Raw genomic sequence first — 15379 nt, 5'->3', positions numbered from 1 at the left:
AAGAAATAGCAGATCAGTTGGGTATTGCCGTTGGGTCAAGCAAATCGCAATATCATCGAGCAAGGCAGTTATTACAAGAGTGGTATGAAAATGAATAAACCAAACTTTGACGACTTTTTAGATAAATCATTAAACACGCTTGATAAAGAAATAGCCCCACAAAAAGATTTGTGGGCAGGCATAGAAAGAGCCATTGTAAATACTCATGAACCTAAGCAATCAGCTACTACTTTATGGCCAAAGTTAAGCGCAATTGCGGCCTGTACCCTTGCCGCACTAGTGGCACTCAATATGTTTGTAATAAACCCTAAACCACAGCCAGTTGTGGCTATAAGTGACTATTTTGCACAGCAAAAGCAAAGCTTGCTGGTGCAATATAAAAATCAAGATGCCTTGACCGATAATTGGCAAACACAATTACAAGAGCTTGAAGAGGCAGAGTACGCCATTAAGCAAGCACTTAAAAACGAACCCGAAAACCAAGCATTGCTAACAATGTTAGCGCAGATTTATCAACAACAACTCGATTTGATTAATAAGGTGCATGCACCTCGTTGGCAAAGTATTTAGGAGATTAACATGAAAGCAATTTTACTAGGATTAAGCTTATTTCCACTTGCTGCATTTGCAGGTGAAAAAATTGATAAACAAATAGAGGTTTCAAAAGGTGGTACCGTTTTTATTGAAAATCAGCGCGGTGATGTAAGTATTGCTGGGTGGGATAAAAGCGAGTTTAAAGTAGTGGGCGAGCTTGACGATAAGGCGCAAGGCTATGAACTCGAAACGAGAGGCGACAATACATATTTTGTTGTAAAAATGCCACGTAAAATGGGCTGGGGCAGCAATGGCGACGGCTCTAAGTTAACTATTTATATGCCGCACAGCAGCGCACTAGACTTTCGTGGTGTTAATGTATCGGTGATAGCTAAAGCACTTAAAAATGGTGCAGAAGTTAATGTGGTTAACGGTGAAATTACCGCGCAAGATTTAGCCGGTAATATTAAGCTAACTAGTGTTAACGGTGATGTGAATGCACAAAGCCTGAGCGGTAATATTCAATTTGAAACGGTAAACGGCGAAATTAATGATGAACAGTCAAGTGGTGAGTTACGCTTTAGCGCTGTGAATGGTGATATTAAGTCAACAACAAGCGCGAACGATGTTCGACTTGAAAATGTGAACGGTGACATAAACTTTAACTTAGATAGCATCAAAAACTTACGCATTAATACTGTTAATGGCGAAGCTGAGGTTCGTATTAGTGAATTGTTAGACAGTGCCGATGTACGTTTTGAGTCCGTAAGCGGCGATGCTGAATTTTTCTTTCCTGCTAATGTATCGGCTAAATTTGAGATTGAAGCCCATGCTAATGGTAAAATTATTAATAAACTTAGCAGCGATAAAGTAAAAAAAGCCAAATATGGCCCAGCTAGCGAGCTTGAGTTTATTATTAATGGCGGCAATGCCGACATTGAAATGGATACCATAAGTGGTCGTATTGAGCTTAAAAAGTAAATCGTAAACTTTTGAGTTACAAAAAGCAGGAAAAGATTTCCTGCTTTGCTATTTGCACAACCCCGGCAAGTCGATAGAATAGAGCCATTCAATTTTAGTACTGTGAAGTTATGGCCAAACCAGATAAGCAAGTCGATACCCTTAAAGTTCCTCCCCATTCAATAGAAGCTGAACAATCTGTTTTAGGTGGCTTAATGCTTGATAACCAAGCATATGACCGCGTAGCCGAACTTGTTGTATCTCAAGACTTTTATACTCGCACGCACAAGCTCATTTTTGAAGCAATGACAGAGCTTGCAGAGTTGGGTGATCCAATCGATTTAATCACGATTTCTGAAAGCCTTGAAAAAAATAATAAACTTGCTGGTATTGGTGGCTTTGCTTACTTAGCCGAAATAGCCAAAAACACACCGAGTGCTGCCAATATCGATGCATACGCAAACATAGTACGCGAACGTGCCGTTGTTCGTGAAATGATTGGTGTTGCAAACGAAATAGCCGAGGCCGGTTTTAATACCGAAGGGCGCACCAGCCACGACTTATTAGATTTTGCCGAGAGTAAGGTATTTAAAATTGCAGAGCAGCGCTCAAAAAGCACCGAAGGCCCGCAAAGCATACACAACATACTCGAAAAAACCGTTGATAAAATAGAAGAGCTATACCAATCTCCGCAAGATGGTGTAACCGGCGTAAGTACTGGCTATGCTGACCTTGATAAAATGACCACAGGTTTACAGCCGTCTGATTTAATTATTGTAGCCGCGCGTCCTTCTATGGGTAAAACCACCTTTGCGATGAACCTTGCAGAGCACGCAGCTATGACTCAAGACAAGCCCGTGCTTATTTACTCATTAGAGATGCCATCAGAACAAATTATGATGAGGATGCTTGCATCACTTGGTCGTATTAACCAAACTAAGGTACGTACCGGCCAGCTAGATGATGACGATTGGGCGCGCCTTTCATCAACCATGGGTTTATTGATGGAAAAAGGCAAAATGTACGTAGATGATGCATCAGGCCTAACACCTACTGATGTACGTTCTCGTGCACGTCGTATTGCGCGCGATCATGGTGGTATTAGCATGATCATGGTCGATTACTTACAATTAATGCGTGTACCGAGCTTATCGGATAATAGAACACTTGAAATTGCAGAAATTTCGCGCTCTCTAAAGTCACTTGCAAAAGAGCTTAAATGTCCGGTTGTTGCGCTTTCGCAGCTAAACCGTACGCTTGAGCAACGTGCTGATAAACGCCCAATTAACTCTGATTTACGTGAATCAGGTTCAATAGAGCAAGATGCCGATTTAATCATGTTTATATACCGTGATGAAGTGTACAACGAAGACAGCACTGAAAAAGGCATCGCCGAAATCATTATAGGTAAACAACGTAACGGCCCAATTGGTAAAGTGCGCCTGACGTTCCAAGGACAGTTTTCTCGTTTTGATAATTACGCAGGTCCTGCGATGGATGACGAATATTAATGCGTTTAGCCACTGCTGAAATTAATTTAACGGCACTTGCGCATAATTTAGCGCAGGTAAAGCGTTTTGCACCAAACAGTAAAGTTATGGCGGTATTAAAAGCCAATGCTTACGGCCATGGTTTGGTTAAAATTGCTCAACATTTAAATGATGCAGACGCATTTGCAGTAGCCCGTATAGATGAAGCTTTAGCGCTTCGAGCCGGCGGGTTAACAAAACCGATTGTGTTACTTGAAGGCTTTTTTAATAAAGACGATTTACCTATTCTATTGGCCAATAACTTTCAAACTATTATTCATGATGAGTATCAGCTTGCCGCTTTGGAAGAAGCCGAGCTTGAAGCGCCGTTATTGTGCTGGCTTAAAGTAAATACAGGCATGCACCGCCTGGGTATTGCCCCCGCGCAGTTCGATGAATTTTATATGCGCTTGCAAAATACGCCTAATGCCAATAACACCGTTAATTTAATGACTCACTTTGCCTGCGCGGACGATGTGAATAACACTAAAACAGCACAGCAAATTTCACAGTTTGACTGCCTAGTAAATAATATTAACCAAGCACATTGTTTATCAAATTCGGCAGGCATTATTGCGTGGCCGAATGGCCATGGTGATTGGGTACGCCCTGGTTTAATGCTTTATGGTGTATCACCTATGGCTAACGCATTGGGTGAGCAGCATCAGCTTAAACCCGTTATGCGATTAACGACACGTGTTATAGCCGTGCGCCATATTCCAGCTAACGAGGCCGTGGGATATGGTGGGCGCTGGAAAAGCGATAAAGCGACTCAGTTAGCCGTGGTTGCTATGGGGTATGGTGACGGTTATCCGCGTCACGCAAAAGAGGGCACACCGGTTGTTATTGGTAAGCAGCGCTACGGTATTGTGGGCAGTGTGGCAATGGATATGATTAGCGTAGACATAGGCCAAAACGAGCACAACATTAAAGTAGGCGACAGAGTCACAATGTGGGGCCCTGAGCTACCAGTAGAAGAAATAGCACAGTGCGCCGATACCATTCCTTACGAGCTTTTATGTAATATTACACCGCGCGTAAGTTATGAGTATCAGGCGTAATTAAACAGTGGTAATTACTCTTTAATAAAGTAAATATCACTAAAGCCCATGCGGGCAAATTCTTGATCACGAAAGTTACGAACAGAAGCCGACCCTTTAGAGGTCATTTCTATTTGTTGTACCATGCTTAAATAATTGGTTAAATCAATGCCTTCGGCAGCAGCAATTGCTTGATACATGTCGTGGTATTTGTCTTTAGCGAAATTTATTTCGCGCGGTTGGTTTTTAAATTTGTAGGTTATTCTGCGTGCCATATTAAGCTCATTGTAATTGAGTATTACAGCGATTTTACACTGTATTTAGTAGCGGCTCTAGCATTGAATGACACGATATAACTAGGCACCTAAACCATAGGGTTAATAATGAAATTATCAGTAGAGATTAGTAAGTACCCACTTCATCAAGATTACATTCCTTTTATTAAAGGCTTTATTGATCGATTAAACGAGTACGATGGTTTAAAAGTGATTACAAATACACTATCGACACAAATTTTTGGCGATTATGATTTAGTAATGCAAGTACTCAATACCGAAATTAAACGTTCATACGAAGAGTTTGGAAAAGCTATTTTTGTGTGTAAGTTTTTGTCTGGCGATTTATCGCCTCAGTAGTTTTTTCGCCACAATTTAACGGTAACAGCACACTATGGAATTTATAACAAAAACCTTAAGCGGTTTTACTGCTATGTCGCATTGGGAATATATTGCGGTTGTGCTATCAATTGCTTATTTATTGTTAGCTATAAAAGAGAGCCTTTGGTGCTGGCCGGCGGCGTTTTTTAGTACACTAATTTACACTATCATGTATTGGAATGGCGCATTACTAATGGAGTCGTTACTTAACTTTTATTACATGTATATGGCGGTATTTGGCTGGGTAGTATGGCGAAAAGGTAAAGCTAATAATAACAATCTGAGTATTAGTTCTTGGTCAATGGAATGTCATGCGCTGTTAATTATACTAACCTCTATTACGGCAACAGGCATAGGGTATTTTATGACTAACTATACGCATGCTGATTTTGCCTACTTAGATAGCTTTACAACCTGTTTTGCTGTTGTGACCACTTATTTAGTTGCGAAAAAAATTCTTGAAAACTGGCTGTACTGGATAGTCATAGACGCAGCCTCTATGTATTTATATTACGAGAAAGGCTATTACCCAACGTTAGCGCTTTTTGTGTTCTACACCATTATGGCAGGGTGGGGCTTTAAAACTTGGTACGAAGAATACGAGCAAAGCCAAGCTAAGCCACTCGCACAGCTTTAATTTATGAGTGATTACACTGGGCTTATAAACAAATGTCGTGCGTTTATAGCGCCAAGGGACGTTATTTCACATGTGCCTTTATCACAAGGTTTAAGCAACGAAAACGTCTTAATACACACCATTCAAGGGAGGTATTTATTAAAGCGTTACAAAGACCATTGGCCAGAAAATGCCTTAGAGGCGCAGCGTATTCTGAGTGCGTCAAATATATGTCCTTCCCCGGTATGGCTTGATAAACAAAACCAACTTGCTGTATTTCATTACTTTGACGGTAGCACCGCAACTGACTTATTAATCGATGATGTTATTAAAAAGCTTGCTGCTGTTCATGCTTACTCGATTGTCACTGAGCCTATGGATATAGCCCAAGAGCTAAACGGCTATAAATGCTCATCTGTGTATATTGAGTATCAGCAAAAAATTAATGCAGCGGTTAACTTTATTGCAGCTATGCCTATTGAACTTGGCTTTTGCCATAATGATTTAATTAAAGACAATATAATAGTGAATGAGTCAGGCGCATACTTAATTGATTTTGAGTACGCGAAAACAAACGACGTGTATTTTGATTTGGCCGCACTAAGTATTAGTTTTGAGCTCAATGAGCAGGTTGATAACGCGCTATTAGATAGTTACGTTAAATATAAAGATGAACAAGTAGGGTTTGTGAAATCAACGGATAAGCTTAATTGTTATAAGCTTTTGTTTTTGGTTTTAAGTATTGGTTGGTATGAGCAGCGCGACATAAGAGCTCCAGCGAAAAAATTACGCGCGCAGCTGCTAAAATTTAGTGCAGCATGTGGCTTTTAAAGGCCACCAAAACGCGCTGCTAATTCTTTATATTTTGCTACTTCATCTGCATCAAACTGCGGTTCGCCGTTTTCATCCTCTGACTTAGCGATTAATAAACTTTCACGTGCAAGACGTTTTACGCGTTCTTCTTTAACACCTAAAAACTCAGCAACTTGCTCAGTAGACATCAAACTCATTATTACTTCCTCTCATTAAATATTTTTATTTCTGTGACAATGATAGTTAAAATGTTGCTAAAGCGTAACTATTTTTATCGAATATTAATAAATAACGCGTTTTTATAAAATAGTCACATGTTTTCTGTAAAAGTGCCTAATTAATAATCATATAAACTAATGTCGCTAGCATTTGTGTAAAGATGGCTTTATTATTGGCGCATGCTAATACATTGATATCGCGAGTTGATGTAGTGGCAGCAAATGTGCTCTCGTGGTGAAATGGATATCACGTGGCCCTCCGGAGGCTGAGTTGTAGGTTCGATCCCTACCGAGAGCGCCATTTGATTTTTATTTAACCTTGCTCAATACGTTACCTGCATTTTTATATTCCCTCTCTAAGTATTAGCTATCTTGCTTAAATAGGCTTTAGTGCCTATTGTTTTGATTATTATAAATATCTAATTATGCCATTGGTGCGTTGTGTTTGTGCTATTCAAATACATCAACAGGCAAAGGTGTATTAATACATTCGTATTTTTGGGAAATACAGTAAATGGATAGTATTGAGCAGCTTAAATTTGATCTAGAAAAGGCATATGCCAAAATATCTGAGTTAGAAAAAAATACGTGTTTTAATGATTTATTTTTAACTATATTTAACACCTCTCCGGTTCCATTTGTATTGAGTGACGTTAAAAGCACTATAATTCATGCCAATGATGCGTTCGTTAATTTGTATGGTTATGGGGCAAGCGAAACCTCCACATTAGATGCATGGTGGGTCAAAGTACTTCCCAACAATCATTATCGTGAGTGTGTGCTCCGCTCGTGGCAAAAAAAACGTATCGATTCAGAAAAAATGAATACTCGTTTTGAGCCAATGCAGCTAACTATACAGTGCAAAAATGGGTTTAAACGTACTGTACTTGGCAGTGCCGTCCCCTTACAAAGTGGGGGAGCCAGTATTATTTTAAATATTTTTTATGATATTACTGAACTTGAGCATCAAAATGACCAAATACGAGATTTATCCAATGTCATTACTGAATTAACCCTTTCTCTAGAGCAGCAAAAAAAAGAGCTCATACGCGAAAAACAAAAAGCCTCAGCAAACACAGAGCGGTTAAGTTTAGCCATGAAGGGCGCTAACGATGGGCTTTGGGATTGGGATATAGCTAACGAAAAAATGTATTACTCACCGCGATGGAAATCGATGTTGGGCTATGAAGAGGACGAGCTTACAAATAGTTTTGCTACATGGGAAATGCTTGTTCACCCTGACGATCTAGCTCCAACAGTTGCTAAAATCCATTCATTTATGGAATCTAAAACTAAGCACTATGAAGCTGAGTTTAGAATGCGCCATAAAAACGGTAGCTATGTAAATATTTTATCTCGTGCTTTTGTTGTTGAAAGTGAGGAAGGTGAAATTACTCGTTTAGTTGGCACCCATGTAGATATAACGGCAAGGAAAAAATCAGAAGAGAAGCTCAGTTACCAATCATCTCATGATTCACTCACTGGTTTAGCAAATAGAAGAGAGTTTAAGCGTTGCGTTGAGCTTTTATTATCAGTACCGGCTGAAAAACGAGTTGATCATGCTTTATGTTACATGGACCTTGATCAATTTAAAGTGGTTAACGACACCTGTGGTCATTTAGCTGGCGATGAGTTACTGCGTCAGCTCGGGTCTTTATTGCAAAAAGTAGTGAGAAAAACAGATGTGGTAGCTCGCTTGGGAGGGGATGAGTTTGCCGTGTTAATGGAAAATTGCTCATTTGATAACGCCCATCGTGTAACTAGCTTAATTCAAAAGGAAATAGAGGATTATCGATTTGTTTGGGAAGGTCGCAGCTTTCGTATAGGTGTAAGCATGGGGTTGATCCAAATTACCGATAAATATGTGGATTTTACAGAGGTGCTAAAGTTAGCTGATGTTGCTTGTTATATAGCAAAGGAGAAGGGACGAAATAGAATTCATGTTCATTATGATGATGACGAAGAGCTCGCAGTGCGCCAAGGCGAGATGCAGTGGGTAAATAGAGTTCAAGATGCAATAGATGAAAACCGCTTTAAAATATACGCACAATTAATTGAGCCACTCGCTTGCGATAAAAATAAACATTATGAATTGCTATTGCGCATGGTCGATAAGCAAGGAGGTATAATTCCACCCGGCGCTTTTTTACCTCCTGCAGAGCGCTATCAACTGATTGTTAAAGTAGATAGTTGGATGATTGAAAACGCATTTAAGATGATTCTAAATAACCCTAACTTTCTCAAAGGGGTTAATTTCTTGTCTATTAACCTTTCTGGGCAGTCACTTACTAATGAGGACTTTTTAAAATTCGTTACAGAGCAACTCAAGCTATTGGGGGAGCACAGTGTAAAAATTTGTTTTGAAATAACCGAAACAGCCGCAATTTCGAACCTTGAACTTGCTAGTAAGTTTATTACCCAATTAAAAGTGCTAGGGTGTCGCTTTGCACTAGATGACTTTGGTAGTGGGTTATCATCATTTGGGTACCTGAAAAATCTCAAGGTTGACTACCTTAAAATAGATGGGATTTTTGTTAAAGATATAGCGGTCGATCCGATTGATCATGCAATGGTAAAATCAATAAACGAAATTGGCCACGTTATGGGTATGAAAACCATTGCTGAGTTTGTCGAAACTTCACAAATTAAGCAAATCCTATTAGAAATGGGTGTAGATTACGCACAGGGTTATGCAGTGCATAAACCGCAGCCAATTGAGAAACTCTTCTAAGTTATAAACACATTTAACTTCGAGCAGCTTGATCAAAACCACTTATCTTATTGTGTTATATATTTATTTAAATGTGTTTTTTAAGTGGGTTATAAGCAATCCTTTATAGTCATTTATTAACGTAAATGAAACAAATGTTAGACTTTTAGAGGTGTAAAATGCTATCTATGGTGTTTAATTACCTATTTTAAAAACCTCTATGCTTATTACTTTACCTATCACTGAACTTGTTCCCGGCATGTATGTCGATAGCGTAACTAAGCAGCATGAAGGTGTTAATGGAATAAAAATAAAAACCAGTGGTTTGGTTCGTGAAAAATCAATAATAAAACGTTTAGCAACAGAAGGTGTGCTTGAGCTATTAATTGATTTTACTAAAGGCGATGCAGCCATTCCTGCTAAGTACAAGCCAACTCCCAAGTCGCCTGCAAAAAATAAAAACTCAGCGCCTACAAAGCTAAATGACCAAACAAATACAAAGTCTACCAAGGTTAAATCAAAACCTGTAAATACTCCTGCAAGTATAACCCTTGAGCAAGAGTTTGCTTCAGCAAGCGAAGGTTACGAGCGCCACAGCAAAAAATTAAAATCGTTATATGGTGATATAACTGCAGGCATGGCCGTCAATGTAAAAGTACTTGATGAAATAGCTAATGAGATAGTTAGCTCTGTTTTTCGTAATACTAACGCTATGACCATACTTACTCGCGTAAAAGACAAGCATAATTATAACTGGCGACACATGATTAACTGCGCCATTTTTACCGCGGTGTTTGCTAAATACTTAGGGTACAAGCAAGGGGTTGTTCAGCAGTTGGCAATGGGCGCATTACTCCATGATTTAGGCCAAGCTAAAATACCGCAAGGTATACTTTCAAAGCCTTCTAAATTAACTGATTTTGAAATGAGTGCGGTAAAAAAGCATGTATCGCAAGGGCTGATATTAGCAAAAGAGGAGGAAGGTGTAACGCCAGTCATGTTGGACATGATAGTAAATCATCATGAACGATTAGATGGCTCTGGTTACCCCAGAGGTGTTGACGAAAAAAAGCTGAGTCGTGCTGCGCGTATCATGGCTATTGTTGATGTATATGATGCGATGACGGCTGATAAGCTATACAAAGAAGGCGATGAACCTATTAATGCATTACGCCATTTGTTGGCTAATAACACGCTATTTGATGCTGAATTAGTGCAGCGCTTTATAAAGTGTTTAGGAGTCCACCCTGTGGGAAGTATTGTGAAATTAACTAACGAGCGTTTGGCTATCGTGTTAGAGGGAAACACCCAAAACCCTATAAAGCCAAAAGTTAAATTATTTTACAATGCAAAGCATAATCATCACGTAACGCCTAAAGATATAGATTTGAGTACTGACAATCAAGAGCTTAAAATTTTAGCGAGTGTAAAGCCGATGGATTATCAAATTAATTTATCTCGTTTACTAAAAGATCATCTGCTCGTTTAGTTTTAGTGCATTGGCGTTTTTGGTTTGCCTGAGCCGATATAAACGCGCCTAAAAAACAACTTCCCATTAGTACCAACCACAACAAAGTGCCAAGCTCTACGTGAAGGGCTAAGCAGCAAAATATGAGCGATACAGCAGCACTTAACATAGCCCCCAACCAGTAACGATTAACAGGGTTATCGCATTGCCCGGCCTGTGTGCATGCGCAGTAATTTGCCTTATAAAAGAAAAATACACTGGCTCCGCAAAAAAGAAGACCCACCATAATTAGAACAATCAGCACAGTTTTAAACCTTTGGTTATTTTAAAAAGAGTTTAAAATGCAGTGTATTTGATGTCAATCTAAATGATAATTAATTACATTTAGAGTAATTGCTCTAATAACATATTTCTTGTCCGATGAGTTTTAAATAGTTGTTAAAATGTAGTTAAAAAACGTGTTTTTTAGGTGTTTTTGGTGTGATCATGAAGTTTTTTTATAAAAATTAATGTAGTGTAGCCGGGTTTTGAACATAAGTAACAACACACATAGCTACCCAAACAGTGAGTTTGGTTAAGGACACAACAATGAAATTTTCTAAAACGCTTATCGCAGCCTCGCTTGCATTTGTTTCAGCTGACTCTTTTGCAGCTGCGTTTCAACTAGCTGAGCAAAACGCATCAGGTTTAGGCCGTGCCTATGCTGGTGAAGCATCTATTGCAGACGACGCGTCTGTTGTTGCACGTAATCCTGCTTTAATGACTGTATTTAAAGATAAGCAACTAAGTGTTGCTGCTATTGCCGTTGTTCCAGATGTGAGCCTTGAAGGCACCGGCACAAACAATGGCATTGACGTGAACGCATTAGATGACGACAGCATTGCTCCTAGCGCTGTTATTCCAGCAACGTATTTCACTATGCCAGTAAACGACAGAGTATCAGTTGGTTTTGGTGCATTTGCTAACTTTGGTCTAGCGACAAAATTTGATGACGATTACGCGGCAGGTCAAATTGCCGGTGAGACAGAAATTGTTACCGTTAATATGAATGCAAGCGTTGCCTACAAAGTAAGCGAGCAGTTCAGCTTTGGTATTGGCTTAAATGCAATTTATGCAGAAGCTAAAATTATTCGTAAGTTTGGTGCATCTGCGTTACCAATCCCTGCCTCAACAGATGCAGTAAACCTTGAAGGTGACGATATTGGTTACGGCTTAAATGTTGGTGTAATGTACCAATTAGACGAAAACAGCCGTTTTGGTTTTAACTACCGCACAGAAACTGATATCACGTTTGAAGGTGAATACTCAAACGAGCTACCTTCTGCATTTATTCCTGGTGGATTAGACGGACAACTTGAACTTCCTGGTTCGGTTGAAATCACGCTACCTGCTATTGCTGAGTTTTCTGGTTCGCACCAGTTAGATGAAAAGCTAGGCCTACACTACAGTGTATTGTGGACTGGTTGGAGCAGCTTTGATTCATTAGAAGCGCAAGTAACTGCGCCTACGGGTGATAAGTTTAGCGCATTTGAAAAAACAGAAGACTTCTCTGACGCGCTTCGTTACTCAGTAGGTACTGACTACCAGTACAACGAAAACCTATTGTTGCGTGCAGGTATTGCGTTTGACGAGTCACCTGTATCACAACAGCATTTATCAATCTCTATTCCTGATACAGACCGTTTTTGGTTCTCTTTTGGTGGTAACTATATCATCGATAAAAACTCAAACGTTGATCTAGGCGTAAGTATTATTCGTGGTAAAACACAAAACTACACTGAAAAAGACAACTTAGGCTCGCAGTGGTCTTTTGAGTCTAAAGGTCATGCTACGCTTATTGGCGCGCAGTACAACTACACGTTTTAATGTAGGAGTGCCTTGTGGTTAATCACAGGGCACAAAAAAGCCGCTCACTTATTAAAGTGAGCGGCTTTTTTAATGCCCATTAAATGATGTTAATAGGCATTTTATGAAAGTTTATAAGCTTTCTATTTTAGTTTTTTGCTCAAGTAGCTTAGTTTTAGCATCGGTGAATTCAGCTAATTTAGCGTTTTCTTTAGCAAGTACCGCTTCAGGTGCATTGTTTACAAACTTTTCGTTCGCTAGTTTGTTTTGCACTTGTGCTAAGCCTTTTTCAGCTTTTTCAAGTTGCTTATTAATACGTGCAAGCTCAGCCTCTACATCAATTAAGCCCGCCATGGGGATCATAATTTCAAGGTTGCCAACATAAGAGGTTGCACACGCAGGTGCCCCGTCTTTGTTTTCAAGCATTGTAAACTCTTCAAGTTTAGCCAATGATGCTAAGAATGATTTGTTCTGCTCAATGCGGCGTACATCATCGCTTGATGCGTTGGCAAGTAACACGCTAAGCGGTTTACTTGGGCTAATATCCATTTCACCACGAATATTACGAATCGCTAAAATGAATTGCTTAACCCACTCTAAATCGTCCATCGCTTGTGCATCAACACTTGCTTCATTATAAACAGGGAAGCCTTGTACCATAATGCTAGTGCCCGTAGTTTCAAGGCCTGCAAGTGGTGCAACACGTTGCCAAATTGTTTCTGTGATGTATGGCATCATTGGGTGCATTAAGCGCAGTAAGCTTTCTAGCACGGTAATTAGTGTATTACGCGTACCGCGCTGTTGTGCTTCACTGCCTTTAAATAATACGGGTTTAGTTAGCTCTAAGTACCAATCACAAAATTGATTCCACGTGAATTCGTAAAGCGTGTTAGCGGTTAAGTCAAAGCGGTAGTTATCAAGGTGCTCTGTGTAGGTTTTAACGGTTGCTTCGTATTGGCCTAAAATCCAACGATCAGCAAGTGAGTACTCTTTTTCAGCATCGCTTGCAAAACCACAGTCTTGCTCTTCTGTGTTCATTAATACGTAACGGCTTGCGTTCCATAATTTGTTACAGAAGTTACGGTAGCCTTCAAGGCGGTTCATATCCCAGTTAATATCACGACCGGTTGAAGCCATTGCCGCTAAGGTAAAGCGCAGTGCGTCAGTACCGTGTGCTTCAATACCATTTGCGAATACTTTGCGGGTATCTTTTTCGATTTTTGCAGCAAGTTTTGGCTGCATCATGTTGCCAGTACGCTTTTGTACTAAGTCTTCAAGCTCAATGCCGTCAATCATGTCTAGCGGGTCAAGCACGTTACCTTTTGACTTAGACATTTTATCGCCATTGTCATCGCGTATTAAGCCCGTTACATACACGGTTTTAAATGGCACTTGTGGCTTGCCGTTTTCATCTTTTATAAAGTGCAGCGTCATCATGATCATGCGCGCAACCCAGAAAAAGATAATATCAAAGCCCGTTACCAACACGTCAGACGGGTGGAAGGTTTTTAAATCATCGGTATTTTCTGGCCAACCTTGCGTTGAGAACGTCCACAGTGCAGATGAGAACCACGTATCAAGTACATCTTCGTCTTGGCTTAGCGCAACATCATCTGCAATGTTGTTATCGCGGCGCACTTCTGCTTCGTCGCGACCAACAAATACGTTGCCTTCGCTATCGTACCAGGCTGGAATGCGGTGACCCCACCAAAGCTGGCGTGAAATACACCAATCTTGTACGTCGTTCATCCACGAAAAGTACATGTTTTCGTATTGCTTAGGTACAAATTGGATGTCGCCGTTTTTAACTGCGTCTTTTGCAGGTTCAGCAAGTGGCGCAACACGTACATACCATTGGTCGGTTAGTAGTGGCTCAATTACTACACCAGAGCGGTCGCCGTAAGGAACGGTTAGGCCATGGTCTTCAATTTTTTCAAGTAGGCCAAGTTCTTCAAATTCAGCCACAATTGCTTTACGTGCAGCAAAACGGTCAAGGCCATGAAAGCGCTCAGGAATTGGCGCATCAAGTTCAAGCTCTTTACCGTCAAAGGTGTATGTTTCACCTTGCGTTAAAATTGCGGCGTCTTTATCGAAAATGTTTATCATCGGCATTTGATGACGCTTACCTACTTCATTGTCGTTAAAGTCGTGTGCTGGGGTTATTTTTACACAACCCGTGCCTTTGTCTTTATCGGCATGTTCATCAGCAACAATTTTAATACGACGATTAACGATAGGTAATAAAATGTCTTTACCAATTAAATCTGTGTAGCGCTCGTCATCTGGGTTTACTGCAACACCAGAGTCACCTAGCATGGTTTCTGGACGCGTAGTAGCCACTACAATGTAGTCTTTACCGTCTTGTGTTTTAACGCCATCAGCTAGTGGGTAGCGTAAGTTCCACATGTGGCCTTGTTTGTCTTTGTTTTCAACTTCAAGGTCTGAAATAGCAGTGTGTAATTTAGGATCCCAGTTTACTAAGCGCTTACCGCGGTAAATTAGGTTTTCTTTATGAAGGCGAACAAATACTTCTTTAACTGCTTCAGATAGGCCATCGTCCATAGTAAAACGTTCACGGTCCCAATCAACCGATGCGCCAAGACGACGAAGCTGCTTGGTAATTGTGCCACCAGATTCGTTTTTCCACTCCCAGATTTTATTAATAAAATCTTCGCGGCCTAAATCGTGGCGTGTTTTACCTTCTTCAGCATGCAGTTTACGCTCAACCAACATTTGCGTTGCAATACCTGCGTGGTCAGTACCTACTTGCCATAATGTGTTGTTACCTTGCATGCGCTTAAAACGCGTTAAGGTATCCATTATTGTATCTTGGAAGGCGTGGCCCATGTGTAAGCTACCCGTGACATTTGGCGGCGGGATCATAATTGAATACGGTACGCCTTGGCCAGATGGCTTAAAGTAGCCTTTTTGTTCCCAGTCTTGATATAGAGACTGTTCAATATCTTGCGGATTGTAGGTTTTATCCATTA

General features: G+C 40.2%; 15 protein-coding genes and 1 tRNA gene. 12 read left to right on the top strand and 4 right to left on the bottom strand.

Annotated elements, in window-relative coordinates; all coding sequences use genetic code 11:
• The 5 genes from KZZ04_RS15730 to alr all read left to right on the top strand — a co-directional run.
• A partial coding sequence (locus KZZ04_RS15730; RefSeq protein ID WP_306430587.1) for a sigma factor-like helix-turn-helix DNA-binding protein occupies window positions 1-98 on the top strand: 98 nt, incomplete at its 5' end.
• The gene (locus KZZ04_RS15725) at window positions 85-570 is read left to right on the top strand and encodes a hypothetical protein (protein WP_058405121.1); all 486 of its coding nucleotides are present in this window, start codon (window positions 85-87) and stop codon (window positions 568-570) included. The genes KZZ04_RS15730 and KZZ04_RS15725, both read left to right, overlap by 14 nt.
• 9 nt (window positions 571-579) lie before the next feature.
• Window positions 580-1515: a DUF4097 family beta strand repeat-containing protein gene (locus tag KZZ04_RS15720; RefSeq protein WP_219423140.1), complete on the top strand. Its 936-nt coding sequence runs from the start codon at window positions 580-582 to the stop codon at window positions 1513-1515.
• 110 nt (window positions 1516-1625) lie between these two features.
• Window positions 1626-3005, top strand: coding sequence for a replicative DNA helicase (gene dnaB / locus KZZ04_RS15715; protein WP_006793716.1), 1380 nt, complete (start codon window positions 1626-1628; stop codon window positions 3003-3005).
• Window positions 3005-4084, top strand: coding sequence for an alanine racemase (gene alr, locus KZZ04_RS15710; RefSeq protein ID WP_219423139.1), 1080 nt, complete (start codon window positions 3005-3007; stop codon window positions 4082-4084). Before dnaB ends, alr begins: the two co-directional genes overlap by 1 nt.
• Window positions 4085-4098: 14 nt before the next feature.
• Here the strand turns inward: alr and KZZ04_RS15705 are convergent, their stop codons facing one another.
• Window positions 4099-4338, bottom strand: a complete 240-nt coding sequence (locus KZZ04_RS15705; protein WP_006793714.1) for a DUF2960 domain-containing protein — start codon at window positions 4336-4338, stop codon at window positions 4099-4101.
• 108 nt (window positions 4339-4446) lie between these two features.
• Between KZZ04_RS15705 and KZZ04_RS15700 the strand changes: the two genes are divergently transcribed.
• The 3 genes from KZZ04_RS15700 to KZZ04_RS15690 are packed head-to-tail and all read left to right on the top strand — an operon-like array spanning window position 4447 to window position 6166.
• Window positions 4447-4698 (top strand): YkoF family thiamine/hydroxymethylpyrimidine-binding protein, encoded by a 252-nt coding sequence (locus KZZ04_RS15700; protein WP_006793713.1) that lies wholly within the window; start codon window positions 4447-4449, stop codon window positions 4696-4698.
• 34 nt (window positions 4699-4732) lie between these two features.
• Complete coding sequence (gene pnuC / locus KZZ04_RS15695) at window positions 4733-5356, top strand: nicotinamide riboside transporter PnuC (RefSeq protein WP_219423138.1); 624 nt, start codon at window positions 4733-4735, stop codon at window positions 5354-5356.
• 3 nt (window positions 5357-5359) lie between these two features.
• Window positions 5360-6166, top strand: coding sequence for a phosphotransferase (locus tag KZZ04_RS15690; protein ID WP_219423137.1), 807 nt, complete (start codon window positions 5360-5362; stop codon window positions 6164-6166).
• On the opposite strand, the gene KZZ04_RS15685 is transcribed toward KZZ04_RS15690, so the two are convergent.
• On the bottom strand, window positions 6163-6345 hold the full coding sequence (locus KZZ04_RS15685) for a hypothetical protein (protein ID WP_006793710.1): 183 nt from the start codon (window positions 6343-6345) through the stop codon (window positions 6163-6165). The genes KZZ04_RS15690 and KZZ04_RS15685 overlap by 4 nt on opposite strands.
• Window positions 6346-6592: 247 nt before the next feature.
• Here KZZ04_RS15685 and KZZ04_RS15680 point away from each other — a divergent pair.
• From KZZ04_RS15680 to KZZ04_RS15670, 3 genes are all read left to right on the top strand, one after another.
• A tRNA-Arg gene (locus tag KZZ04_RS15680) sits at window positions 6593-6667 on the top strand.
• Between the two features lie 213 nt (window positions 6668-6880).
• Complete coding sequence (locus KZZ04_RS15675; RefSeq protein WP_219423136.1) at window positions 6881-9097, top strand: EAL domain-containing protein; 2217 nt, start codon at window positions 6881-6883, stop codon at window positions 9095-9097.
• Between the two features lie 199 nt (window positions 9098-9296).
• The gene (locus tag KZZ04_RS15670; protein ID WP_058405115.1) at window positions 9297-10565 is read left to right on the top strand and encodes an HD-GYP domain-containing protein; all 1269 of its coding nucleotides are present in this window, start codon (window positions 9297-9299) and stop codon (window positions 10563-10565) included.
• On the opposite strand, the gene KZZ04_RS15665 is transcribed toward KZZ04_RS15670, so the two are convergent.
• Window positions 10525-10848, bottom strand: coding sequence for a hypothetical protein (locus KZZ04_RS15665; protein WP_082653626.1), 324 nt, complete (start codon window positions 10846-10848; stop codon window positions 10525-10527). The genes KZZ04_RS15670 and KZZ04_RS15665 overlap by 41 nt on opposite strands.
• A 284-nt stretch (window positions 10849-11132) precedes the next feature.
• Between KZZ04_RS15665 and KZZ04_RS15660 the strand changes: the two genes are divergently transcribed.
• On the top strand, window positions 11133-12410 hold the full coding sequence (locus KZZ04_RS15660; protein ID WP_219423135.1) for an outer membrane protein transport protein: 1278 nt from the start codon (window positions 11133-11135) through the stop codon (window positions 12408-12410).
• Between the two features lie 111 nt (window positions 12411-12521).
• Here the strand turns inward: KZZ04_RS15660 and KZZ04_RS15655 are convergent, their stop codons facing one another.
• Window positions 12522-15377, bottom strand: a complete 2856-nt coding sequence (locus KZZ04_RS15655; protein WP_219423134.1) for a valine--tRNA ligase — start codon at window positions 15375-15377, stop codon at window positions 12522-12524.
• Window positions 15378-15379: the final 2 nt, after the last annotated feature.

Origin of the sequence: Pseudoalteromonas sp. CR1 (genome assembly GCF_019392235.1) — a bacterium.
Taxonomy (GTDB): Bacteria; Pseudomonadota; Gammaproteobacteria; order Enterobacterales; family Alteromonadaceae; genus Pseudoalteromonas.
The sequence above is the reverse complement of the archived record's forward strand: the minus strand, read 5'-3'. Positions and strand labels throughout refer to the sequence as shown.